Raw genomic sequence first — 22,326 nt, forward strand, 5'->3', positions numbered from 1 at the left:
GCGGTTAGGGTGCGGACTGTGCCGACGATCAGTGATGTGGCCGCGCGGGCGGGGGTCTCGACCGCGACCGTGTCACGAGCACTGAACGGGAAGGCGACCGTCGACCCGGAGCTGGCCGCGCGGGTCCGCCAGGCCGCGACCGAGCTCGGCTACCAGCCCAACGGCCCGGCCCGGAACCTGCGCCGTCAGGAGGCGGCCGTGGTCGCCCTGATCATCTCCGATGTGGAGAACCCGTTCTTCACCGCGATCGCCCGCGGTGTCGAGGACATCGCGCACGAGGTCGGCTACTCGGTCGTCCTGTGCAACTCCGACGAGAGCGCCGAGAAGGAGAACCGGTACATCGACATCGCGATCCAGGAGCGGGTCGCCGGCGTCATCCTTTCCCCCAGCGGTCCGGCGACGTCGGTCACCAAACTGACCGAACGCGGCACCGCGTACGTCGCCATCGATCGCCCGCTCCCGGATCACGCCAGCGACCTGGTCCTCGTCGACACCCGCCTCGCCGCCGCGGAGGCGACCGAGCACTTGGTTGCCCAAGGCTACGAACGGATCGGATGCCTGACCGGCCCGGCCGGCGTCCGGACCGCCGACGACCGCCTGGCCGGCTATCGCGATGTCGTGAAGACCACGAAGAAGCTGGTCCGACGCTCCGAGTACAAGGCCGCCGGGGCCCACCGTGCCGCCGTCAGCCTCCTCTCCCAACCCGATCCGCCGGACGCCCTGCTCGTCGCCAACAACGCCATGGTCGTCGGCGTCCTCCAAGCCCTCCGGGAACTCGACCTCCGCCCCGGCCGGGACGTCGGCCTGGTCGCGTTCGACGACGCCCCGTGGGCCGAGCTGCTGGATCCCCCACTGACAGTCGTCGCCCAACCGGCGTACGAGATCGGCACCGAGGCGGCCCGCCTGCTCCTGGCGAGAATCGCCGACAACACCCGCCCGCCCACCGTCACCACCCTCGGCGCCCGCCTGATCGAACGCGCCAGTTCCCACCGCTAACGACAGGTAGTAGGTATCTACGTATACCCCTCCGCACGCCTGGACCCGGGCGCCGAGGCCCGAATCCGGCGCACACCTCCTGTCGTTAGCGTCGCCAGCTCAGCCGGTGGGGTTCTCCTCGGCGTAGATCTTGGCGGCGTTCTCCTTGTCGATCAGGCGGGTCGGGAGGATCTGGGACTTGTCGATCGTGCCGCAGTCCACCAGGAGCTTCTTGGCGGCCGTGATCGCTTCCTTGCCGTTGGTCGGGTACGTGAAGGTCGCGCTGAGGCGGCCCTGCTCGACGGCCTTGATACCGCCGGACGGGATCGGGAGCGCGTCGATACCGATGAACTTCATCTCCTTCTCCCGGCCGACCGCCTTCGCCGCCAGATACGCGCCCTCGGCCATCGGGTCGTTGTGCGCGTAGACCACGTCGATCTTCGGGTTCGCCTTGAGCAGCGCGTCCATCTGCGCCTGCCCCTTCTCTCGCAACCAGTCGCCGCTCGCGTCCGCGATGATCTTGATCTTGGGGTTCCCCTTGATCGCGTCCACGAAGCCCTCGTGCCGCTCAGCCTGCGGAGTCGCGCCGGCGAGTCCCTTCAGCTCCACGATGCTGCCGCCGTTCGGGAGAAGCTTCTCGGCGACGTACTTGCCGGCCTCGGACCCGATCTGGACGTTGTCGCCACCGATGAAGCCGGTGTACGCATCACCCTCGACCTTGCGGTCCAGCACGATCACCGGGATGCCCTTGTCGAACGCCTTCTTCACCACCGCGGTCAGCGGCTTCGCCTCGTTCGGGCTGATGATCAGCAGGTCGATCTGCTGGGTGATGTAGTTGTCCACGTCCGCGACCTGCTTGGCGTTGTCCTGCGCCGCGTCGGCGAACTTCACGTCGAACTGCGGCACCTCCTTGGCCGCCGCCCGGATGTCGTCGTCCATCCGCTGCCGGTACGGCTCGGCGACGTTCGCCTGACTCATCCCGATCGTGTACTTGCCGTCGGCCCCCTTGCAGGACTTCGACGAACCGGCCGACGGGCTGTCCGAGGTCCGGTCGCTGGTGGTGCCACAACTCGCCAGCACCAAGGCGGCAACAGCGACTAGTGAAATCTGCACAGAACGCATGGGGGAACCTTCCTCACGAAGCGGGCCGGAGCCGTTGCAGCGCAGCCGCGGCAACGATCACGAGACCCTTGATCAACAGCTGGATGTTCGAGTCGATGTTGTTCAGGGCAAGGATGTTGTTCAGTACGCCGAGTAGCAGCGCACCGGCGACCGTCCCGGCGACCGAGCCACGGCCGCCGGCCAGACTGGTACCGCCGATCACCACCGCGGCGATCGCGTCCAGCTCGTAGCCGATGCCGTCGTTCGGGCTGCCCTGGTTGAGCTGGACCGCGTGCACGATGCCGGCCAGCGACGCCAGCAGACCGCAGATCGCGAAGACCGCGATCTTGACCCGGACCACCGGTACGCCGGACAGCCGGGCGGCCTTCTCGTTCCCACCAACGGCGTACAGGTGCCGGGAGAACGCGCTGACCCGCAAGAAGACCACGGCCGCGATCGCGACCACCGCGAAGATCAGCACCGGGATCGGGACCAGTCCGCCGAACGTCCGCTCACCGAGCAGTGCGAACGAGGCCGGCGCTTCGTTCGGACCGTCGCCGTACGAGATCGCGACGCCCTGACCGCCGGACCAGATCCGCGCCAGGCCGCGCGCTATCTGCAGACCGGCGAGGGTGACGATGAAGGACTGGATCCCGATCATCGCGGTCGCGACGCCCTGCAGCGCTCCGAAGATCAGGCCGATCACCAGCACCAGCAGGACCGACGGTATGAAGCCCCAGTCGTTCTCGACCATCAGGACGGCGGACCCGACCGCCGCTAGACCGAGCACCGCACCGACCGACAGGTCGATACCGCCGATCAGGATCACGAACGTCATGCCGACCGCGATGATCCCGATCTCGGACACCGCCCGGACCACGTTCGCGAGGTTGTCCGCGCTGACGAACAGGATCGCGCCGTTCTTGCGGGGCGAGAAGATGATCGCCGCGACGAACACCGCCAGCAGCCCGAACACACTCTGGAACCGAAACAGCGTCGCCACCACCGAAGGCTTCTCGGTCACAGGACATCTCCGATCACTGCTGCTTCTCCCATCGCGGCTGCCAACAGATCACCTTCACCCGAGTCCGCCGTACTGAACGACGCCACGTCCCGACCGTCCCGCAGTACGACGACGCGGTCGCAGACGCCGATGAGCTCCGGAAGCTCGGACGAGGCGAGCAGTACGCCGAGGCCCTGGCCGGCGAGTTCGCCCAGCAGGCGGTAGATCTCCGCCTTCGCGCCGACGTCGACACCGCGGGTGGGTTCGTCGAGCAGGAGCAGTTTCGGTTCGGTCAGCAGCATCCGGCCGAACACGACCTTCTGCTGGTTGCCACCGGACAGCGTCCCCACCTCGTCCTGCAGCCGGCCGAACTTGAGCCGCAACCGATCCGCCATCTTCACGGACGCCGCCCGCTCAAGACGGCGCACGATCACCCCGAGCCGCCCGTACGCCGGGAGGCTCGACAGCACGGTGTTCGCCAGGATCGAGTGGAACAGCACGAGTCCCGACGCGCGTCGATCTTCGGGGACGAGACCGATGCCGTGGGCAAGCGCCTGCCGCGGGCTTCGGGGGCGAATCTCCTTACCCTGCAGGAAGATTCGGCCCGACCGCGTTCCGGTCGGAGCGACGCCGTACAAGGTCTCGAGCAGTTCGGTCCGCCCTGCGCCGAGCAGGCCGGCCAGGCCGACGATCTCGCCGGCGCGGACGGTGAGCGAGATGCCGTCCGGGTCGCGGCGGCCGGGTCGCGGGCGGCGGGCGGTCAGCTTGAGGTCGTCGACGCGGAGCAGTTCGTCGCCGGTGTCGGTGTCGGGGGTGGTGAACATGGTCTGCACCGGGCGGCCGACCATCGCCTCGACAACCTCCGCCGTACTGAGTTTGCGTGGGTCGAAGCTGGTCACGATCTCACCGTTGCGAAGGACGGTCGCGCGGTCGGCGACCTGGGCGATCTCCTCCATCCGGTGCGAGATGTAGACGATGCCGACACCGGCCCGGCGGAGTTCGCGGATGACCTCGAAGAGCCGCTCGACCTCGGTGGTGGTCAGGGCCGAGGTCGGTTCGTCCATGATCAGCACCCGGGCGTCGAGCGAGATCGCCTTGGCGATCGTGACGAGCTGCTGCTCACCGACCCGCAGGTCGCCGACCGGGCGGCGCGGGTCGATCCGGACGCCACTGCGTTCGAGCAGAGCGCGCGCCTCGCGGTCCATCCGGCGGCGGTCGACGGTTCGTAGCGGGGTGCGCAGTTCGCGGCCGAGGAAGATGTTGTCGGCGACGGAGAGTCCGGGGACGAGGTCGAGCTCCTGGTGGATCATCGCGATCCCGGCCGCCTGCGCGTCGGTCGGCCCACCGAACGACACCGGTGTCCCGTCGATCTCGATCTGCCCGTCGAAGTCGGTGACATCACCGGACAGGATCTTCATCAGCGTCGACTTGCCCGCGCCGTTCTCCCCGAGCAGCGCATGCACCTCACCCGCGCCGAGGGTGAAATCCACCGCCCGGCACGCCTGCACACCGCCGTACCGCTTCCCGATCCGTTCCATCCGGACCAGGGCAGCGTTCCCGCTCATGGGGCCTCCGCCGTCGGGGTCAGTAATCGATTTCCCGGACGCTATGCCGCACCGTCGCAGCCCGTCAACCCCTCACCGACCGGCACGCCCGAACCGTGACCCAGCTTCGTCGGGGGACTGAGCAGGCGGGAGCTTTTCGATCTGGATGGAATAGGGCCGGACGCCCAGGCCATCACAATTGGTGCCGCGCGGGTCATCCCCCGCCTACGCGCCCCGCGGCGCGGCAGTTGTGATGGCCTGCAGGTCCGGGCCTACTGCTCGAGCCACGCCCGGACGGACTCGTCGTGCTCGCCCAACCGCGGCGGGGCGAGGTTGGTTTCGCGGGCACCGGCATACGGCTGGTCGTCGAAGCGGAGCGGCGGGCCGGGGAGCTGGATCGAGCCCAGCGTCGGGTGCTCGACGTCGATCAGCAGTCCCTGCGACAAGGTCTGGTCCCACTCGTACACCTGCTGGATGTCACGCACCTTGCCGGCCGGAATCCCCTGCGCAGCCAGCGTTTCCAGCCACTTGTCGGCCGGCGCCGCCGCGAACGCCGCCTCGATCACCGCGATCAGCTCATCCCGGTTCCCGACCCGCTCCGCATTCGTCGCGAACCGCGGGTCGGCCGGATCCAGCCCGACGATCGGCGCGAACGTCCGCCACTGCCCTTCGCTCCCGACGGCCACCTGCACACTGTCGTCCGCCGTCCGGAACATCCCGTACGGCGCGATCTGCGCATGGTGATTGCCGACCCGCCCGGGCACCTGTCCGGCGACCGTCCATTTCGTCCCGTGGAACGCGTGCACTCCGACCATCGCGGCCAGCAGGCTCGTCCGAACCACTCGGCCCTTCCCGGTCACCGAGCGCTCGTGCAACGCGGCCAGCGCGCCATAAGCGCCGTACATGCCGGCCAGCAGATCGGCGATCGGGACACCGACCTTCGTCGGTTCGGCGTCACCGGTGACGCTCATCAGACCGCCTTCGCCCTGCGCGATCTGGTCGTACCCGGCCCGGCCGCCCTCCGGCCCGTCATGCCCGAACCCGGTGATCGACACCACGATCAGCCCCGGGTTCAGCTCATGCAACCGCTCGACCGAGAACCCGAGCCGATCCAGCACCCCGGGCCGGAAGTTCTCCAGCAGGATGTCGGCCTTCCGCACGAGCCTGGTCAGGAACTCCTTGCCCTCGTCGGACTTGAGGTCCGCAGTCACCGACTCCTTGTTCCGGTTCGCCGACAGAAAGTACGTCGACTCCCCGTCCAGGAACGGCGGCCCCCACCCCCGGCTGTCGTCCCCACCGGCCGGCGTCTCGACCTTGATCACCCGGGCCCCGAGATCCCCGAGCATCATCCCCGCATGCGGCCCGGCCAGCGCCCGAGTCAGATCCACCACAACAACATCCGAGAGCAGCTGCATACCCCCGACCCTAGAGCTCCGCCCGACACAGCGGCGCGAAATGAGACTGACCCCTCAGCCGAGCGCCCCCGCCCAATTTGCCTGGCTAGGCACCGCACTTGGGGGTTCCGCACCGTGGTTAAGGGTGTAGAACCCCCGATTTGAGTGCCTAGCCAGCGAAATTGCTGGGGTCAGGCGAGGGCTTTGCGGGCTAGGGAGGCGAGGCGGTGGGTTACGTCGCGGGGGCGTTCCTGGGGGAGCATGTGGCCGGCGCCGGGGTACATCCAGAGGCGGGCGCTCGGGAGCTCGGCGGCGATCCGGTTCGCGTGTCGCGGCGGGAGGAGGCGGTCGCGGGTGCCGTGCATGACCTCGACCGGGATCTGGTCCAGCACCTTCAGGGCGTGGGCGCGGTCATGCTGCAGGATCGCCTCGAAGAAGCCGCTGTACGACGCTCCGGGCAGCAGCGCGAGTCCTTGCTGGAAGATCGCGATCTCGGCCGGGTCGACCTTCTTCCCGAACACGACCTGCCGCAGCGCGGGACGTTGCAACAGCGCGGCCACGTTGCCCGGGCGGCACGGGCCATCTCACGCCCGCCGACAACTCGTCCCGCGGCTCCACTGGCACTCACCGCCACACCTTCGACGGCGCCGGCGGCAGTCGTCGCCGCACGTCCAGCAGCGTCAGCGACTGCAGAAGCTACCCCTTCGGCAGCGACCACAGCGGTATCCGCAGCAGCAGCGGCCGCGGACGCCAGTCGCTCGGCGCGGCGGTCCACTCGCGTGCCGACCACGGCAGCGACGCGCGGCGCGATCCGTACGGCGGCCGGCTCGAAGCGCACCGGGATACCGAAAGCACCCCGAGCCGCCTGACCGGACGACGTACTGACCAGCGCCGCCGCCTTGATCCGCGTACCGAACAGATCCGGCCGCTTGTCGGCCAGCTCCATCAACGTCATCCCGCCCATCGAGTGCCCGGCGTACACGACCGGACCGTCACCGACGACCTCGTCGAGCACGGTCACCAAGTCATCGGCCAACTGCTCGATCCGCAGCGATCCCGGCGGTGCCGCATCCGACCGCCCGTGACCACGGTGGTCGTAGGTCACCACCCGTACGGCGTTCGCCCCGAGAATCCGCGGCAGATCGTCGACCTGGTGGTGCCAGGCGCGGGTCGAACACGTCCACCCGTGCACCAGCAGCACCGTGACCGGCGCGTCGGCCGGTCCGGTGGTCTCGACGTTCAGATGAATGCCGTCGGTTGTCGTTACACCCAGTCGCCCGAAATCAGACACACCCTGGATCGTCACGCAGTCTCCCGTTCCCGCTCACCGGCCGCCAGATGAGCCGCGCGCAGCCGCCCACCACGGGCGCCGCGCCCGACCAGCCAGGCGATACCGGCGATCTCCAGTAGACCGACCACACCCAGCAGGGCGTAGCCGCCGTTCCACATCCATCGTGGCACGTCGGTGCGCTCTTCGCGACGCAACGTCTCCTGCTCGTTGACGAAGGCAACGGTCTGACCGTTGGACACCTCGATCGCGGGCTTCTCGATCGCCGCGTCTTCGGGTGCGTAGACCCACATCGCGGTCAGGTCGCGCTGGCCGGTGTGCAGCCGGATCATCGACTTCCACTTGCCGTACATCGGCAGCGCGTCCGCGGACCGATAGGTGCCATCAGCAACCTTCTGCATCGGATGCAGGACCATCCCACCACCCTGCCACGAGAGCGCCTCGAACCAGCGCGCATCGTCGGCCGCGGTGGCCGGGTCGAGCTTGACCGTGACGTACGCGGTCGGCTCGGCCCCAGTGGCGACCCGCTCCAACGACACCGTCCCGGTCACGCCCGGCTCGGCCGACCGCGGTACACAGAAGAAGATGATTCCAACGACCGCGACCAGCCCGACCGCGCCGAGCTGATGGGTACGGCGAACGGCCTCCGGCCGCGTGCTCCGTACGTCGGTAGCCCGCTTCTCGCCCGCGACTTCGGCGTACCGGGTGGCCAGCCAAGCGCCGACCAGACCCGCACCGGCCCCGACCACGACGCCGTACCCGAGGGCCGACGGGAGGATCGACGACGGCCAGGCGATCGGCATCCAGACCTGACTCCACGCGTACTCGGCGATCACGCCGACGGTCCCGATCAGGGCACCGGCGACCAGGCCGAGACGGAAGCGGTTCTTGTTGCCGAGGACAAGGGCCACGGCCTCGACCAGGATCGCCTCGACGATCAGCAGCGGGAAGTGGCCGAGGATCTCGCCGAGCGGCTGATCCACCGCCCAGGCGATGATGCCGCGGACGATCAGGAAGATCGCGAGCGCGCCGAAGGTGATCCCGGGGCCGCGGCGGGCGCGCAGGATGGTAAAGGCCATCGCCGCGCCGAAGGCGATCAGCAGCGGGTGCAGGATCAGCGGGAACTGCGGTACGCCGTAGTTGAACTCGGTGCTGAACAGGTCCCAGGCGATCAGCAGCGCGCCGACCGACGCGACCTCCTGGAAGAGGCGGCGCTTGTTCATCCCCATCAGCTGCTCGACCTCGGCGACCGCCAGCAGCCGGGCGAAGATCGAGAAGACCACGCCGCCGATCATCAGCAGGTGGGTCGGGCCCCAGAGCGTGACATCCTCACCGAAGAGCCGGTGCCAGGTGTCGTCGAGCGGGAAGCCGATCAGCGCGAACGTGCCGCAGAACAGGATCAGCGCGGCGCTGCACGGGATCCGCCAGCTTTTGGTGAGCTTGATCGTCCGGGCCGGCAGCGGCTTCCCGGCGAGCGCGATCGGCAGCACGCCGGTCACGATCACACCGAGGATGCCGAAGAAGATCGGATAGTGCGCCGGCGTACCGAACGGGCCGGTGTCGCGCCCCTTGTCGATGTGGACGGCGATATCCCACCAGACGCCGAAGGCGCAGGCGAGCAGCGACACGACATGGAGATATGGCGACAGTGCGGCCCACCGGGGGACTCCGTCCAGCCTCCCGATGGTGTCCGCGAGCCTGCCGACGAGCGTGACGCGCCCGGTCCGCTCCCGCCACAGGAAGACGGCCAGCGCGACGTACAGCAGTCCCACCACGCCGGTCACGATCGCGATCTGATCGAACGTCGCCGTACCGGTCGTGGCCAAGGGGATCGCCATCGTGGAGCTCCTTCGGGACATCAAGCATGCGCCATGGCAGATGTTACATCTTCCATGTAACGTCCGATCTGGAAGACTGTCAAGAGTGGAACGAGACGAGGAGCTCACGGTCGACCAGCTCGCCGCCAAGGTGGGCATGACGGTGCGCAATGTCCGGGCGTACGCCGGGCGTGGACTGATCCCGCCGCCCCGGCTGGTCGGCCGCACGGGCTACTACGGCCAGGACCACGTGGCGCGACTCACGCTGGTCCGCGAACTGCTCGACAAGGGCTACACCCTGGCCGCCGTCGAGCGGATGCTCAGCGACCTGCCCGACGGCGCGATGGCTCTCGGCGTCTTCGAGACCCTGGTGAACCCCTGGACCCCGACCGAGCCCGAGGTCATCACCGAACAACAGCTCGCCGACCGCGCCGGCATCCCGCACGACCCCGCCACCATCGACAAACTGATCGAGCTCGGCATCGCCGAACGCGAGGACGGCGACCGCCTCCGGATCCCGAACCCGGACCTGCTCCGCACCGGCCTCGAGGTGATCAAACTCGGCGTCCCCCTGGACGCCATCCTCGTCATGCTCCCCAAGCTCTTCGACCACGCCGACGCCGTCGCCAAGGTGTACGTCGAACTCTTCCGCAGCACCGTCTGGCGCCAGTTCGCCGACGCCGGCCTACCCCCCGACGGCTGGCCCGAGATCCAGCGCACCCTCGAAGGCATCATCCCCCTCGCCGGCCAAGCCCTGGTCGCCGCCTTCCGCGAAGCCATGGGCCGCGAAATAGAACTGGTCGCCTACGAAGAACTAGGCGTAGCCCCCAAACAACTCCCCTCCACGGGCTGAGCATGCCGAAGCCCGGGCAGCCTGGTGGGCTGCCCGGGCTTCGGTGGAGTCGCTCAGCCGGCGAGGGCGAAGGACTGGGTGGCCTTCAGGAGGGCGGTGCCGAGGAGTTTGTAGTCGGTGGGGGCGCCGCCGACGGTGATCTCGCGCTCGGCCTGGTTGCTGCCGTGCTGGCCGAAGTAGCGGGTGGCGACCCAGCGGGTGGTCGTGCCGCTCCGGTAGGTGTAGACGACGGTGGTGAGGGTGATCTTGCCCTGGTTGTTGTTCGACTGCATCGTCGTCGTGTAGACGTTCTGGATCTTCAGCCCGGGCGTCCCCTTGAGCGCGGCGACCTTTCGCTGGCCGGCGACCACGGTGGTCGGAGCCTTGTCCCCGAGCGACAGGTTGAACCTGATCATCCTGTTCGCCGTCGGATCCTGGAACGCGGTCTTGCTGTCACCCTGGTCGACAGCCTTCCAGGTCTTCGGCAGTACGGCGGAAGCGTGGCACTCCTTCGGCTTCCAGCACTCGAAGTTGCGCCAGGTGTAGGTGACCGCACTCGTCGCCTCGACCTTCGTGGTCGTCTGCTCGCCGGAAATGTCCGCCGAGCTCGGCAGCATCGTCGCCAGCACCAGACCGGCCGCCCCCAGCGTGGCCCCCACCCCGGCCAGTACGGCGAAACGCTTCTTCTGCATGTGAACCCCTCAAAGCTCCGCGCCGGGCCCGTTGTGGACCCCGGCACGGAACCAGACGCAGCCACCGGCGGAATAGTTGCCGTCAACCGCGAGTCTCGACCGAGGTGGTTGCCTTGAGCAGCACAGTGCCGAGGAACTTGGAGTTCTTCGGGGAGCCGGCCACGGTCAGCTCGATGGCGGCGTCGGGGTAGCCCCAGGTGCCGATGTAGCGAGTGGCGACCCAGCGGGTGGTCTTGCCGCTCTGGTAGGTGTAGACGATCGTGCTGACGGTCAGCGGGCCTTGACCCGAGGTCGACTTCAGCTTGGTCGTCGCGGTGCTGACGATGCGCAGACCGCGGGTGCCCTTGAGCGCCACCTGCTTGTTCTTCATCGCCTGCGCGGTCGACACCTTGGCGCCGTAGCTGGTGTTGAACGTGGCGGTCTGATTCGCCTTGTCGGCGAAGCGGGTCCGGTACTTCGCAAGGTTCACCTGCTTCCAGGCACTCGGCAACTGTGCACTCGCCGTGCAACCGACATGCGCGAAGCAGTCGAAGTCGCGCTTCACGAACTTCACCGCCGGAACCTGCTGGGTGGTCGTCTGCGTCGTGCCGGCATTGCTGTGCAGCGCGACCCCGCCGAGCACGACTCCGCCGGCCGCGATCGTTGCCGCGACACCGCTGATGATCTTTCGCATTGGTCTACTCCCCCAAAGTGTTGGCGACTTGTGGAAGGACAGACGGCTGCACCACCTCGGCGGTTGGAGCTAGGCCGCGGGTCGGCACCTTCGGGCAATCAGCCGGCCGATGCGCGGTCGTTCTACCTCGACGGGAGGTCGCCCAGGTCGGCGTCCCAGTCGTCGTCGTCGCCTGGTGCGGCTTCGTTCCTGCGGGCGATGCGCAGGAAGGCGATGATCAGCAGGATCGGTCCGAGCACCATCGCGGTCTCCGGGATGCCGCCCATGTGCAGCACGATCATGAGGCTGTCACCAGCGCAATCCCGCCGGCGGTGAAGGCGACCATTGCCGCCAGCATCGGGTACTGCGCCTGCCGGAGTTGCCGCCGCCGGAACAGACCGGCCGCACGATCGTGCGCGGACACGACCCCGAGTACGTGTCCGAGCACGATCGCACCGATCTGTACGCCGGCGATCACCCCGGTACCGAGGAATGCGTAATCAATCCGCATCCCGCTGGTACCGAGCAGATCCCAGCCGCGCCCGAACGGATCGGTCGCGAGCAGCACACCTTCCTGCCCCTGGAACATCGCGAACGAGAAGTAGTGCGCGACCGCATACCCGATCGCGATCGGGACCAGCGAGTGCACGAACGCTCCGGGCAGCCCGGCTTCCCCGACCGCCCCCGGCCGGATGTCCGCCGTACCGGTGGCCCGAGCGGCAAGCACGAAGAGCGCGGTCACGATCGCCACCGCGACAATCAAGCCCCCGGTGTAAACAACGACATGGTTCAGCTCGGCGGTGCGGCTGGTCCAGGCCGACCAACGCGAGATCCCGTCGAACGCAGTCGAACCAAGCAGCAGGCAGAGCAACGCGACGATCCCCGGCCGCTGCGGCATGGTGGCCAGCCCGGCCAACGGGTTGCGGATCACCAGTCGGCCGTCGGCCCCGCGACCGAGCGGACTCAGCCGCGCCAGGATTTCGGCGTACACCTCGAAGGCATCGCCGATCCCGAACCACGCCGGCCCGTAAACGATGCCTGCGGCAACATTCACCACCGCGTAGACCGTGACGAAGGCTGCGACCACGATCGGTTCGGAGGCGTCCGGATAGACGAGTTCCAGCCAGAGGAACCCGGCGAGCCCGGCAACCGCCGGCCAGTAGGCGATCCGGTCGGGAAGACGCCGGTACGACGTACGCCGTACCAGGCTCGCGATCGTGCGCAGTGGATTGGCGAGCCGCCAGATCGGGCCGAACAGCAGGGACAGCGGGATGATGCCGACCCAGATCCACACATATAGCCAGGTCGGCGCGGGATTCTCCGCGGGAGAGTCACTGCCGAACCAGGCCGCACCGATCAGCAGCCCGAGCGCCAGGAGGCCGGCCAACTTGAGCGACCAGCGCACCAGGCGGGCATCGACGAGACGGGTCAGCCGGGCGAGCGCCGTACCGCCGGTGGTCTCGAAGCGCGGGCGTGACCAGAAGGCCGCGAGCGCGAAGAACGAAACGGCCACCGCGGCACCGGCCGAGTAGATCGCCAGCCAGAGCGGCACCGGCAGGTCTCCGCGACCGCCGATCCCGTGCAGCGGTACCAGCAGGTCCAGCACGGCGGCCCCTCCGATCAGCTATCTGACTGATCGAATGTAACACGCACGATGTCACATAGCGAGGGTCCGGTATTCGTCCGCATCGAAGCGCCGGGTGAGCTGCCGGAACCGGAAGGTGAATGACGGCCAGAGCGTGGTGTTGCGACCCTGCGCGTCGAGGTACCAGCTCGTGCAGCCACCCCGGGTCCAGATGGTGTTCTTCATCGAGGCCCGGACGCCGTCGACGAACGCCCGCTGCACCTCCGGCCGGACCTCGACCTCCCGCAGGCCCTGCGCGTCGATCGTTTGCAGCGCGTCCAGGATGTAGGCGATCTGGGACTCGATCATGAAGACCATCGAGCTGTGGCCGAGGCCGGTGTTCGGGCCGATCAGCAGGAAGAAGTTCGGGAAGCCGGAGACCGCCGTACCGAGGTGGGCCTCCATGCCGTCCGACCACGCGTCGCGGAGCAAGAGCCCATCGCGGCCGTGCACCATGTCCATCACCGGGAGGTCGGTGACGCGGAAACCGGTGCCGTAGATGATCGTGTCGACCTCGTGCTTCACGCCCGCGCTGTCGACGATGCCGGTCGGGGTCACCTCGGCGACGCCGTCGGTGATCACGTCGACGTTCGGGCGAGCGAGGGCCGGGTAGTAGTCGTCGGAGATCAGGACGCGCTTGCAGCCGAGGGTGAAGTCCGGCGTCACCTTGGCACGCAGCTTCGGGTCGCGGATCTGATGCTGGAGATGCTTCTCGGCGACCTTCTGCGCCTGCTTCATGATCGCGGGCAGCTTGGCGAAGCCGAGCACCATCGACTCGCGACCCCAGTAGATCGCGGCCCGAACCGCCTTCTGCACAAGGGGGAACCGGCGGTAGATCGCCTTTTCGGCCGCGCTGATCTTGCGATCCGGCCGCGGCATCACCCACGGCGGCGTCCGCTGGAACAGGTGCAGCTCCTCGACCTCGGGCTGGATCGCCGGGACGAACTGGATCGCCGACGCACCGGTGCCGATCACGGCGACCTTGCGGCCGGCCAGATCGAGATCGTGGTTCCAGCGCGCGGAGTGGAAGACCTCGCCCTCGAAGTCCTCGATCCCGGGCAGCTTCGGGACCGACGGCTCGGCCAGCGGACCCATCCCGGACAGCATGAACCGGGCGACGAAATCACCCTGGTCGGTGCGGATCCGCCACTCGCCGTCCTCCCAGTTCGCGGACTCGACGGTGTGACCGAACCGGATGTGCCGGCGAACGTCGTACCGATCGGTGACGTCGCGGAGGTACTGCTCGATCTCGGGCTGCGGGGAGAACGTCGACGACCACTCCGGGTTCGGCGCGAAGGAGAACGAGTACAGATGGGACGGTACGTCGCAGCGGCAGCCCGGGTAGGTGTTGTCCCGCCAGGTGCCACCGACGTCGTTCGCCCGCTCCAGTACGACGAAGTCGTCGTACCCGGCCTGCTTCAGGCGGACCGCCATCCCGATCCCCGCGAACCCGGTGCCGATCACCACGATCCGGTGCTTGTTCTCCATCGCAGACCTCCCTGTGGACGAACTTACTCTTAGTAAGTTACTCGGAGTCAGTTACGCTGTGCAAGTGACGTCCACCACTGAGCAGCCCCCGAAGCGCCGTCGCGACCGAGCCGCCCGCGAGCGCGAGATCCTCGCCGCCGCCGAGCGGATCTTCGGCGAACGCGGCTACCAGGGCACCTCGATGGACGACGTCGCCGCCGCGGTCGGAGTCTCGAAACCGCTGATCTACCAGTACTACGGCTCCAAGGACGGCCTCTTCCTCGCCTGCCTGGCCCGCCTCCGCGCCCAGCTCCTGGAGACCGTCTCGGACGCCGTGATGGCCGCGACCGATGCCGAGGACGCGCTCTACGCCGGCTTCGTGGCCTGGTTCCAGTTCCTCGACGAGCACCCGCAGGCCTGGTCAGTCCTGATCGACGAAGGCATGCTCGCCACCGGCCCGATGGCCGCCACCACCGACGAGGTCCGCAACGCCTTCGTCGAACTGATCGCCGCGATGGTCCGCCTGAACCTCCCACCCACTCGCCCGACGGACGACGACGAGATCGAGATCCTCGCCCACTCCATCTCCGGCGCCACCGAGCGCCTCGCCATCTGGCGCACCCGCACCCCGAATCCCCCCACCCCGCAAAAGGTCGCCCGAACCCTCAAGGACCTCCTCTGGCAGGGCCTCCAAACCCTCAGCAAAAGCTGACCCGGCAAGCGTTGTCCTAACCCGGTACCGCTTTCCCAGCGAGGTTTTCCGGGGGCGGTGAGAATGCGCATTCTCGGATGTCGTGACGCCTTGACGCGACTGGGTTGACGCAGGAAACTAACGGCACTTCGGTCAGATCTTTACTTATCTTCGCCTTCGCAACAACCGCCCCCGGAAGGTGCCGAGTCGACCGTTCGCTGGCTGCTGCCCGGGGGTCCCTCCGAAAGGACACCGCCCCCATGAAGTTTTCCCGAAGTCGCCTTGCGATTGCCGCCCTCGCCCTGGTCACCGGCACGGCCGGGCTGATCGGCAGCACCGTCTCCGCACCGGAGGCCGAGGCCGCGCCGGCGGCCACCACCGCGGCCGAGGCCTTGCCACCCGGATTCAAGAGTGTCGGTTACATGCCGTCCTGGTCGGGCAGCGTCACCGCGATCCAGTACAGCAAGCTCACCCACATCAACTACTCGTTCGCGCTGCCGAACTCCAACGGTTCACTGCAGGCCATCCCCGACCCCGGGAAGCTGAACCAGCTGGTCAGCCTCGCGCACCAGAACGGCGTCAAGGTGTCGCTGGCCATCGGTGGCTGGAACAACGGCAACGACTCCGCGTTCGAGCAGCTGGCCGCGAACTCCGGTTCCCGGACCACCTTCGTGAACGCCGTCATGGGCGCCATCAACCAGTACAACCTGGACGGTGTCGACATCGACTGGGAGTACCCGGATCCGGGTGTCTCGGGCGATCGCTTCACGCTGCTGATGCAGCAGCTGAGCACCACGTTGCACAACAACGGCAAGTTGCTCACCGCGGCCGTCGTCTCCGAGGGCGGTACGGCGAACGGCGTCCAGCCGGCCGTCTTCAACGCCGTCGACTGGCTGAACATCATGGCGTACGACGGCGGTAGCCCGCACGCCAACTACGACTGGTCGATCGGCGCTGCGAACTTCTGGAAGAACCGCGGCCTGCCGAAGGCCAAGACCGTGCTCGGCGTTCCGTTCTACAGCCGGCCGACCTACGTCGCCTACAAGGACATCGTCGCGCAGAACCCGAACAACGCGAACGTGGACTGCTACAACAACGGCGGTCAGCAGTGTTACAACGGCATCCCGACCATCAAGCGCAAGACCCAGTGGGCGGTCGCGAACGCCGGCGGCATCATGAACTGGGAGCTGTCCCAGGACGCCACCGGCAGCCTCTCGCTGCTCAGCGCCATCTTCGACGCGGCCGGCGGCACCCAGAACCCGCCGACCGGTAAGACCGGTCAGATCAAGGGCATCGCCGGCAAGTGCGTAGACGTTGCCGGCGGCAACAGCGCGAACGGCACCGCCGTACAGCTCTGGGGTTGTGGCACTGGCGCCGGCCAGACCTGGACGGTCAGCACCGACGGCACGATCCGTGCCCTCGGCAAGTGCCTGGACGTCGCCGCGGCCGGTACCGCCAACGGCACCGTCACCCAGCTGTACGACTGCAACGGCACCGGCGCCCAGACCTGGCAGGCCCAGAGCAACGGCAACCTCCGCAACCCGAACTCCGGCAAGTGCCTCGACGCGACCGGCCAGAGCTCGGCCGACGGCACCCGCCTGCAGATCTGGGACTGCGCAGCAACCGCCAACCAGATCTGGACCCTCCCGGCCTGATCGGCTCAGGGCAAGCGGGTCAGCCGCCCGTCCGGGGCGATCTTGATGCTGACCGCTGGGCGCCGACGACGAGATCGAGTACGGCGTCGGCGCCCGCCTCCCGGATCGTGTAACTGACCTGGTCCGCCACCGCCGCAGGCACGACGGCGGAGAGGATCCGGGCGTTCTGCCCGGTGTGCGTGAACTTGACGACCGGTGCCGGCGACACCGTGAAGATGTCCTTGAAGAACCAGCCCTGCGGCGGACTCTTGGTCCCCTCTTCGACTGTGGTGGTCCCGGACTCGCCGCCGATCGGAATGTGGAAGAGATGGGTCCGGAAGGTGTCGCCGGGCTTGGCGGCCACGGCGGTCGTCGGCGACTGGACAGCGACCTGCTGTCCCGGCGGCAGATGCCACAGCGTCTCGTACCGCTGCGGGTTGCTCGACTGCCCACGGTCCAGCGTGATGACCAGGTCAGGATCCTTGAGGACCAGCACATCCCGGGTCCGGTCGACGCCCTCGGCGGGCTGGTCGGACAACCCGAAGTAGTCCGCGTTCGACGTACTGGCTGATCGCACCAGGCGCGTGACCGGGCTCTTGGCCGTGGCGGTCGGGATCGTCATTTGGTTGTGCGCGGCCGGCCCCTTGGCCCACTCCTGCCGGGCATCCGCCTGATGACCGCCGTACCCGGGGTCGATCAGGATGTCGTGACCCTTCCAGTTGTAGGTGACCGCTGTGTGGTCCTGGTGACCGTGCCATTTGCGCGCGGGACCGAAGCGGATCGAGTACGTCGACTCCTCGGCGAACGGCCGCTTCTCACCCCAGCCCGTTCGCCCGAACACGTAGCCCGCCTTGTAGATCGCGGTTCGGGCCCGTGGCTTGGTTCCCTTCTTGCCCTGGGTCGCGACGTACTCCATCGGCGTACCGGGGACGTTGGGCAGTTTCTGCTGACCGGTGTTGCCGATCTGATGCAGGTATCCGCTCGAGGTGGTCGCCGTGGCCAGCCACTCCCCGAGTGCCCGCCGGCGATTCGCGATCGCCGGCCCGGGGTCCACTCCACAGTCCCGCAAGCGATCCGCGGCGCGTCCCCAGAGCCGATAGTTGAAGTCGGCGTACCCGACCGCCTGTTCGTTGGTCGACCCCTGCTCGTCGATCGCCGTCCGCACCGCCTTGTTCAGGCGCTGGGCAGCGAGCTTCATCAGGTCGGTCCGCCCGTACGTGCATCCCACGCCGAGGAGCGCGATGCTCTGATCGGTCCCGTGGTTGTGCGCACCGCTCCAGTTGTCGATCAGGTACCGGGCGTGCGTCAGCAGCGCATCGTCGAGCCACTTGTACTGCGGCGGTAGCGTCTTGGCCTTCAGCTGTGTCAGTAGCGACTGCCGCACACAGATCAGCACATTCGTCCGATGCATCGTCGATTCCGACGCACTCGTGTTGCGCTTCCACGAGAACGGGTTGTCCCGCACCCAGTCCTGCACGATCGTCAGTACCCGCTCGGTCGCCTTCGGGTCACCGGCCTTGATCGCATGAACGCCGTTCCCCAGCCAGCGCAGCGAATGCAGCCACAGGTGCCAACTCAGGTTCTGATAGGGATCGGAGTCCCACCTGATATCGCCGGCTCCGTCTCCCACCTGGTACGGCGCAGTGTTGCCCCAGGCAAAGGTGTCGGTCATCAACGCGGTCAGCGGCACCTTCTTCTCGATCCCGCTGAACCCCTGACACGGATACCCCGGCGTGCCCACCGCCGGCGCCGACATCACGATCTCAGGCCCCACCATCGCCCCAATTCTCTTACCAGGCTCGGATTGCGCCAGCACCCGGGGCAGCACCACCGCAGTTCCACAGACCATCACGATCGCCACGCCCAGCCCAACATGCTTCGCCCGTACGCCCATCGCCGTCGCCTCCGCATCCGCCGCCGTGCAGGCAAAACGGGTCGGCGGAAGCGAACCGTTGCACGGAGCTAACGATCCGGAACCAGGCGTTCCCCCGTCGGGAAGGACACGTAGTAGTCCACACACGCGCTGCCCGCTGAGCGCACCGCGCCGATGCGCAGGCCCGAATGCAGCACCTCTACGTGTCCTTACCGACTGCACCACCCCCGAGCGGGACCCTGAGTGGCGACCCTGGGTGGCGGCTGACGGATGTCATGGGCGGGTGGTGACGAGTGGCCGAGGGATGGCAGAGGCCGCGGCAGGAAGCTTCTTGGTATGACGACAACTACTGCGGTCAGCCTGATGGGCGTGACCAAGAAGTACGGGGCGGTGCAGGCTGTCGCTGGGGTGGATCTGAGTATCCGGGCCGGTGAGGTCGTCGCACTGCTGGGGCCGAACGGGGCCGGCAAGTCGACCACGATCGAGATGCTGCTCGGACTGGTACGGCCGGACCAAGGCAGCGTGCAGGTGTACGGCGGGTCTCCGGAGGAGGCGATCGCCAAGGGGCAGGTCGGGGTGATGCTGCAGAGCGGCGGGATCATCGAGGACGCCAAGGTCGGCGAACTGCTGAACCTGGTGGCCGGCCTGCACAGCAAGCCGATGCCGGTCCACGAAGCGCTCGACCGGGCCGGGATCGCCGACCTGTACGACCGCAAGATGAAAGCTCTGTCCGGCGGTCAGCAGCAGCGGGTGCGGTTCGCGATGGCGATCATCCCGCAGCCCGATCTGATCGTGCTGGACGAACCCACGACCGGCATGGATGTCGAGTCCCGACGCGACTTCTGGGCGTCGATGCACGCCGAGACCGCCCGCGGCCGAACCGTCCTGTTCGCCACCCACTACCTCGAAGAGGCCGACTCGTACGCCGACCGCGTGGTCCTGATGCGCAACGGGAAAGTCGTTGCCGACGGCACCGCTACACAGATCAAGGCGAGCGTCTCCGGCCGGACCATCCGGGCCACCGTGCCCGGCGCGGACCTGACGACCCTCGCGTCGCTGCCGGGTGTCCGCACGGTCGAGACCCGCGGTGACGTCGTGCTGCTGCAGTGCGCGGACTCCGACGACACCCTGCGCTACCTGCTCACCAGCACCAACGCCCACGACATCGAAGTGACGTCGGCCGACCTCGAGGACGCCGTACTCGCGATCAGCGCTCAGACAGTGTCTCAAGGGGAGGGGAGCCTGGCATGAACCGCAACTACCTGATGTTCGACATCCGCCGCACCCTGCGGAACAAGCGGGTGATGATCTTCGCGATCCTGATGCCCCTGGTGCTGTTCGCGGTCTTCGGCCTGAACCTCCCCAAGGACGCGTCCGAGGGCGGGATCTCCGCGATCGCCTACGTGATGGTCAGTATGGCGATGTTCGGTTCGATGTCCGCCGCGATGAGCAGCGGCGGCGTGATCGCGGCCGAACGCGACGGCGGCTGGAACCGGACACTGCGGCTGACTCCACTGAAGCCACAGGCCTACGTGATCAGCAAGGTGATCCTGTCGCTGCTGGTCGCCGTACCGCCGCTGCTGGTGGTCTTCCTCTTCGGGATGACCGTCGGCGATGTCCACCTCGGGGCCGGCCAGTGGATCACGGTCGCGCTCGTCTCCTGGCTCGGTGCCCTGCCGTTCGCCGCGATCGGGCTCGTCATCGGGTACGTCGCCAAGCCGGACAGCGTGCAGCCGATCACCGGACTGGCGACCATGCTGATCGCGGCGTTCGGTGGACTGTGGTTCCCGGTCGAGCAGATGCCGTCGGTGATGAAGCACATCGCGCAGCTGACCCCGGCGTACTGGACCGGACTGACCTCGCGGAGCGCCCTGACCGCGGGCGGGGTCGATACCCAGGCGCTGCTGGTGGTCCTCGCCTGGACCGTCGTGCTCGGCTTCATCGCCTTGCGCCGGTTCCGCGCCGACACCGCGCGGGCCTGATCGCATACCGTGAGCTTCATGAAGCGAACCCTGCCGGCCGCGCTGGCCGAGAACGACCGGCCGCCCAGCCGGTGGGGTTGGCTCGCGGTCGCCGTCTGGCTGGTCTATCTGGCCCAGCCACTGACCGAGATCTGGCAGACCCAGCACGGGATCACCCGGCTGCTCGGCCTGCTGAACCTCGCCGCCTTCGGTCTCTCGTACGTCGGCTTCTTCGGCATCCTGCGCTGGCAGGAGTTCCGGCCGGACAAATCGCCGTTGTGGCAGCGACTCGGCTATCTGGCCGTGATGCTGGGCCTGGCGCTGCTCCTGACCCTGACCGCGGGTGAGACCGCGCTCACCTGCATGGTCTATATCGCCGCGACCGCGGTGCTCTCGCTGGACCTGCGCCTCAGCGTGCTGATCGTCCTGCTGCTCCTCGGCGGTGTGGAGCTGTCGATGCGAGTGGTCCCCGGCTGGTCGGACGACAGTAGCTACGGGTTCGCGATCTTCCTCGGTGGCATCGCCGTCCTGGCCATGCGCCGAGCGGTCCAGCGCGGCTCCGAGCTGGATCGGGCCCGCAAGGACATGGCCGAGCTCGCCGTCCAGGAGGAGCGGAACCGGTTCGCTCGCGACCTGCACGACATCCTCGGCCACTCCCTGACCGTGATCACTGTGAAGGCAGAGCTGGCCGGACGGCTGATCCAGGTCAACCCGGAGAAGGCGGCGGCCGAGGTCGCCGATGTCGAGAGCCTCGCCCGGGCCGCGCTCGGCGATGTCCGCGCCGCCGTCGCCGGCTACCGCGAGCTGAGCCTGGCCGGCGAGCTGGTCTCGGCCCGGACCGCGTTGCAGGCGGCCGAGATCAAGGCCGACCTCCCGACCACCATGGACGAGGTCCCGGAGGAGAACCGCGAACTCTTCGCCTGGGTGGTCCGCGAAGGTGTCACCAACGTCATCCGGCACTCCGGCGCCAAGCGCTGCACGATCAAACTCTCCGCCCGCCAGATCGAGGTCCGCGACGACGGCAAAGGCCCCGGTGGCAGCACCTCCGGCCACGGCCTGATGGGCCTCCGCGAACGAGCCGACCAAGCCGGCGCCGCTCTCCAGGTCGGCCAGTCCCCCGACGGCGGCTTCCGCCTAGCTGTAAAGGTAGGCGTGTGAGTATTCGACTGTTGATCGCCGACGACCAGGCCTTGGTCCGCGGGGCCCTCGCTGCCTTGCTGGAGCTCGAACCGGATCTCGAGGTGGTTTCCCAGGTCGGGCGTGGTGACGAGGTGATCGCCGCCGCCAAAGCCAGTACGCCGGATGTCGCGCTGCTGGACGTGGAGATGCCCGGGCTCGACGGGATCGAGGCCGCGGCCGCGCTGCGGGCCGCCGTACCGGGTGTTCGCATCCTGATGGTGACCACCTTCGGCCGGCCCGGCTACCTCCGGCGCGCGATGGAGGCCGGAGCTGCGGGGTTCGTCGTCAAAGACACCCCTGCCGCTCAGCTGGCCGACGCCGTACGGCGGGTGCACCAGGGACTGCGCGTGGTCGATCCATCGCTCGCCGCTGAGACCCTCGTGGCCGGGACGAGCCCGCTGACGGGTCGCGAGTCCGACGTACTGCGAGCAGCCCGCGAAGGCGGCACTGTCGCCGACATCGCCAAGGAACTCCACCTCTCCGAAGGCACCGTCCGCAACCACCTCTCCGCCGCCATCGGGAAGACCGGCGCCCGTACCCGCGCCGAAGCCGCCCGCATCGCCCTCGACAACGGCTGGCTCTGAGGGATTTACCGTCCT

The 22,326-nt window shown here is 68.0% G+C and carries 21 protein-coding genes; 8 read left to right on the forward strand and 13 right to left on the reverse strand.

All coding sequences use genetic code 11. The features are described from left to right. Positions 1-18: 18 nt before the first annotated feature. Positions 19-996: a LacI family DNA-binding transcriptional regulator gene (locus ACFCV3_RS03980; protein WP_376025863.1), complete on the forward strand. Its 978-nt coding sequence runs from the start codon at positions 19-21 to the stop codon at positions 994-996. Between the two features lie 99 nt (positions 997-1,095). Here the strand turns inward: ACFCV3_RS03980 and ACFCV3_RS03985 are convergent, their stop codons facing one another. The 7 genes from ACFCV3_RS03985 to ACFCV3_RS04015 all read right to left on the reverse strand — a co-directional run bounded on the left by ACFCV3_RS03985 (position 1,096) and on the right by ACFCV3_RS04015 (position 9,143). Then, on the reverse strand, positions 1,096-2,097 hold the full coding sequence (locus ACFCV3_RS03985; protein WP_376025865.1) for a substrate-binding domain-containing protein: 1,002 nt from the start codon (positions 2,095-2,097) through the stop codon (positions 1,096-1,098). 13 nt (positions 2,098-2,110) lie between these two features. Further along, positions 2,111-3,100, reverse strand: coding sequence for an ABC transporter permease (locus tag ACFCV3_RS03990; RefSeq protein ID WP_376025866.1), 990 nt, complete (start codon positions 3,098-3,100; stop codon positions 2,111-2,113). Further along, positions 3,097-4,644 (reverse strand): sugar ABC transporter ATP-binding protein, encoded by a 1,548-nt coding sequence (locus ACFCV3_RS03995; protein ID WP_376025868.1) that lies wholly within the window; start codon positions 4,642-4,644, stop codon positions 3,097-3,099. The genes ACFCV3_RS03990 and ACFCV3_RS03995 overlap by 4 nt, the downstream gene beginning before the upstream one ends. A 251-nt stretch (positions 4,645-4,895) precedes the next feature. Beyond that, positions 4,896-6,038: a CaiB/BaiF CoA transferase family protein gene (locus tag ACFCV3_RS04000; RefSeq protein WP_376025870.1), complete on the reverse strand. Its 1,143-nt coding sequence runs from the start codon at positions 6,036-6,038 to the stop codon at positions 4,896-4,898. A gap of 170 nt (positions 6,039-6,208) precedes the next feature. Continuing rightward, entirely contained in the window at positions 6,209-6,508 is a 300-nt protein-coding gene (locus tag ACFCV3_RS04005) for an alpha/beta fold hydrolase (protein ID WP_376026447.1), read from the reverse strand. Then, a complete protein-coding gene (locus tag ACFCV3_RS04010; RefSeq protein WP_376025872.1) occupies positions 6,412-7,308 on the reverse strand; it encodes an alpha/beta fold hydrolase in 897 nt (298 codons plus the stop codon). Before ACFCV3_RS04010 ends, ACFCV3_RS04005 begins: the two co-directional genes overlap by 97 nt. Before the next feature lie 11 nt (positions 7,309-7,319). Next, a complete protein-coding gene (locus ACFCV3_RS04015; protein WP_376025874.1) occupies positions 7,320-9,143 on the reverse strand; it encodes a hypothetical protein in 1,824 nt (607 codons plus the stop codon). Between the two features lie 85 nt (positions 9,144-9,228). Between ACFCV3_RS04015 and ACFCV3_RS04020 the strand changes: the two genes are divergently transcribed. Next, complete coding sequence (locus ACFCV3_RS04020; protein ID WP_376025876.1) at positions 9,229-9,975, forward strand: MerR family transcriptional regulator; 747 nt, start codon at positions 9,229-9,231, stop codon at positions 9,973-9,975. Positions 9,976-10,028: 53 nt separating this feature from the next. Here the strand turns inward: ACFCV3_RS04020 and ACFCV3_RS04025 are convergent, their stop codons facing one another. The 5 genes from ACFCV3_RS04025 to ACFCV3_RS04045 all read right to left on the reverse strand — a co-directional run bounded on the left by ACFCV3_RS04025 (position 10,029) and on the right by ACFCV3_RS04045 (position 14,410). Continuing rightward, positions 10,029-10,646, reverse strand: a complete 618-nt coding sequence (locus ACFCV3_RS04025; RefSeq protein WP_376025878.1) for a hypothetical protein — start codon at positions 10,644-10,646, stop codon at positions 10,029-10,031. Between the two features lie 82 nt (positions 10,647-10,728). Next, positions 10,729-11,319, reverse strand: a complete 591-nt coding sequence (locus tag ACFCV3_RS04030; protein WP_376025880.1) for a hypothetical protein — start codon at positions 11,317-11,319, stop codon at positions 10,729-10,731. Between the two features lie 122 nt (positions 11,320-11,441). Next, positions 11,442-11,600, reverse strand: coding sequence for a hypothetical protein (locus ACFCV3_RS04035; protein WP_376025882.1), 159 nt, complete (start codon positions 11,598-11,600; stop codon positions 11,442-11,444). Continuing rightward, positions 11,597-12,904 (reverse strand): hypothetical protein, encoded by a 1,308-nt coding sequence (locus ACFCV3_RS04040; RefSeq protein ID WP_376025884.1) that lies wholly within the window; start codon positions 12,902-12,904, stop codon positions 11,597-11,599. The genes ACFCV3_RS04035 and ACFCV3_RS04040 overlap by 4 nt, the downstream gene beginning before the upstream one ends. A gap of 51 nt (positions 12,905-12,955) precedes the next feature. Continuing rightward, positions 12,956-14,410 carry a flavin-containing monooxygenase gene (locus tag ACFCV3_RS04045; protein WP_376025885.1) on the reverse strand — a complete coding sequence of 485 codons (1,455 nt, stop codon included), beginning with the start codon at positions 14,408-14,410 and terminating at the stop codon, positions 12,956-12,958. A 64-nt stretch (positions 14,411-14,474) separates the two neighbouring features. On the opposite strand from ACFCV3_RS04045, the gene ACFCV3_RS04050 reads away from it, so the two are divergent. Together ACFCV3_RS04050 and ACFCV3_RS04055 are read left to right on the forward strand one after the other, a co-directional pair. After that, positions 14,475-15,101, forward strand: a complete 627-nt coding sequence (locus ACFCV3_RS04050) for a TetR/AcrR family transcriptional regulator (RefSeq protein ID WP_376025887.1) — start codon at positions 14,475-14,477, stop codon at positions 15,099-15,101. Positions 15,102-15,340: 239 nt separating this feature from the next. Beyond that, a complete protein-coding gene (locus ACFCV3_RS04055) occupies positions 15,341-16,735 on the forward strand; it encodes a glycosyl hydrolase family 18 protein (RefSeq protein WP_376025889.1) in 1,395 nt (464 codons plus the stop codon). Between the two features lie 19 nt (positions 16,736-16,754). Here the strand turns inward: ACFCV3_RS04055 and ACFCV3_RS04060 are convergent, their stop codons facing one another. Next, positions 16,755-18,491: a heparinase II/III family protein gene (locus ACFCV3_RS04060; RefSeq protein ID WP_376025891.1), complete on the reverse strand. Its 1,737-nt coding sequence runs from the start codon at positions 18,489-18,491 to the stop codon at positions 16,755-16,757. Positions 18,492-18,923: 432 nt separating this feature from the next. Between ACFCV3_RS04060 and ACFCV3_RS04065 the strand changes: the two genes are divergently transcribed. From ACFCV3_RS04065 to ACFCV3_RS04080, 4 genes are read left to right on the forward strand one after another with little or no spacing between them, the layout of a single operon-like run. Next, positions 18,924-19,838, forward strand: a complete 915-nt coding sequence (locus tag ACFCV3_RS04065) for an ABC transporter ATP-binding protein (protein ID WP_376025893.1) — start codon at positions 18,924-18,926, stop codon at positions 19,836-19,838. Next, positions 19,835-20,569: an ABC transporter permease gene (locus tag ACFCV3_RS04070; RefSeq protein WP_376025895.1), complete on the forward strand. Its 735-nt coding sequence runs from the start codon at positions 19,835-19,837 to the stop codon at positions 20,567-20,569. Before ACFCV3_RS04065 ends, ACFCV3_RS04070 begins: the two co-directional genes overlap by 4 nt. An 18-nt stretch (positions 20,570-20,587) precedes the next feature. Continuing rightward, complete coding sequence (locus ACFCV3_RS04075; RefSeq protein ID WP_376025896.1) at positions 20,588-21,706, forward strand: sensor histidine kinase; 1,119 nt, start codon at positions 20,588-20,590, stop codon at positions 21,704-21,706. Then, on the forward strand, positions 21,703-22,311 hold the full coding sequence (locus ACFCV3_RS04080; protein ID WP_376025898.1) for a response regulator: 609 nt from the start codon (positions 21,703-21,705) through the stop codon (positions 22,309-22,311). Before ACFCV3_RS04075 ends, ACFCV3_RS04080 begins: the two co-directional genes overlap by 4 nt. Positions 22,312-22,326 lie beyond the last annotated feature (15 nt).

It is taken from the genome of Kribbella sp. NPDC056345 (assembly GCF_042262745.1).
Classification (GTDB): domain Bacteria; phylum Actinomycetota; class Actinomycetes; order Propionibacteriales; family Kribbellaceae; genus Kribbella.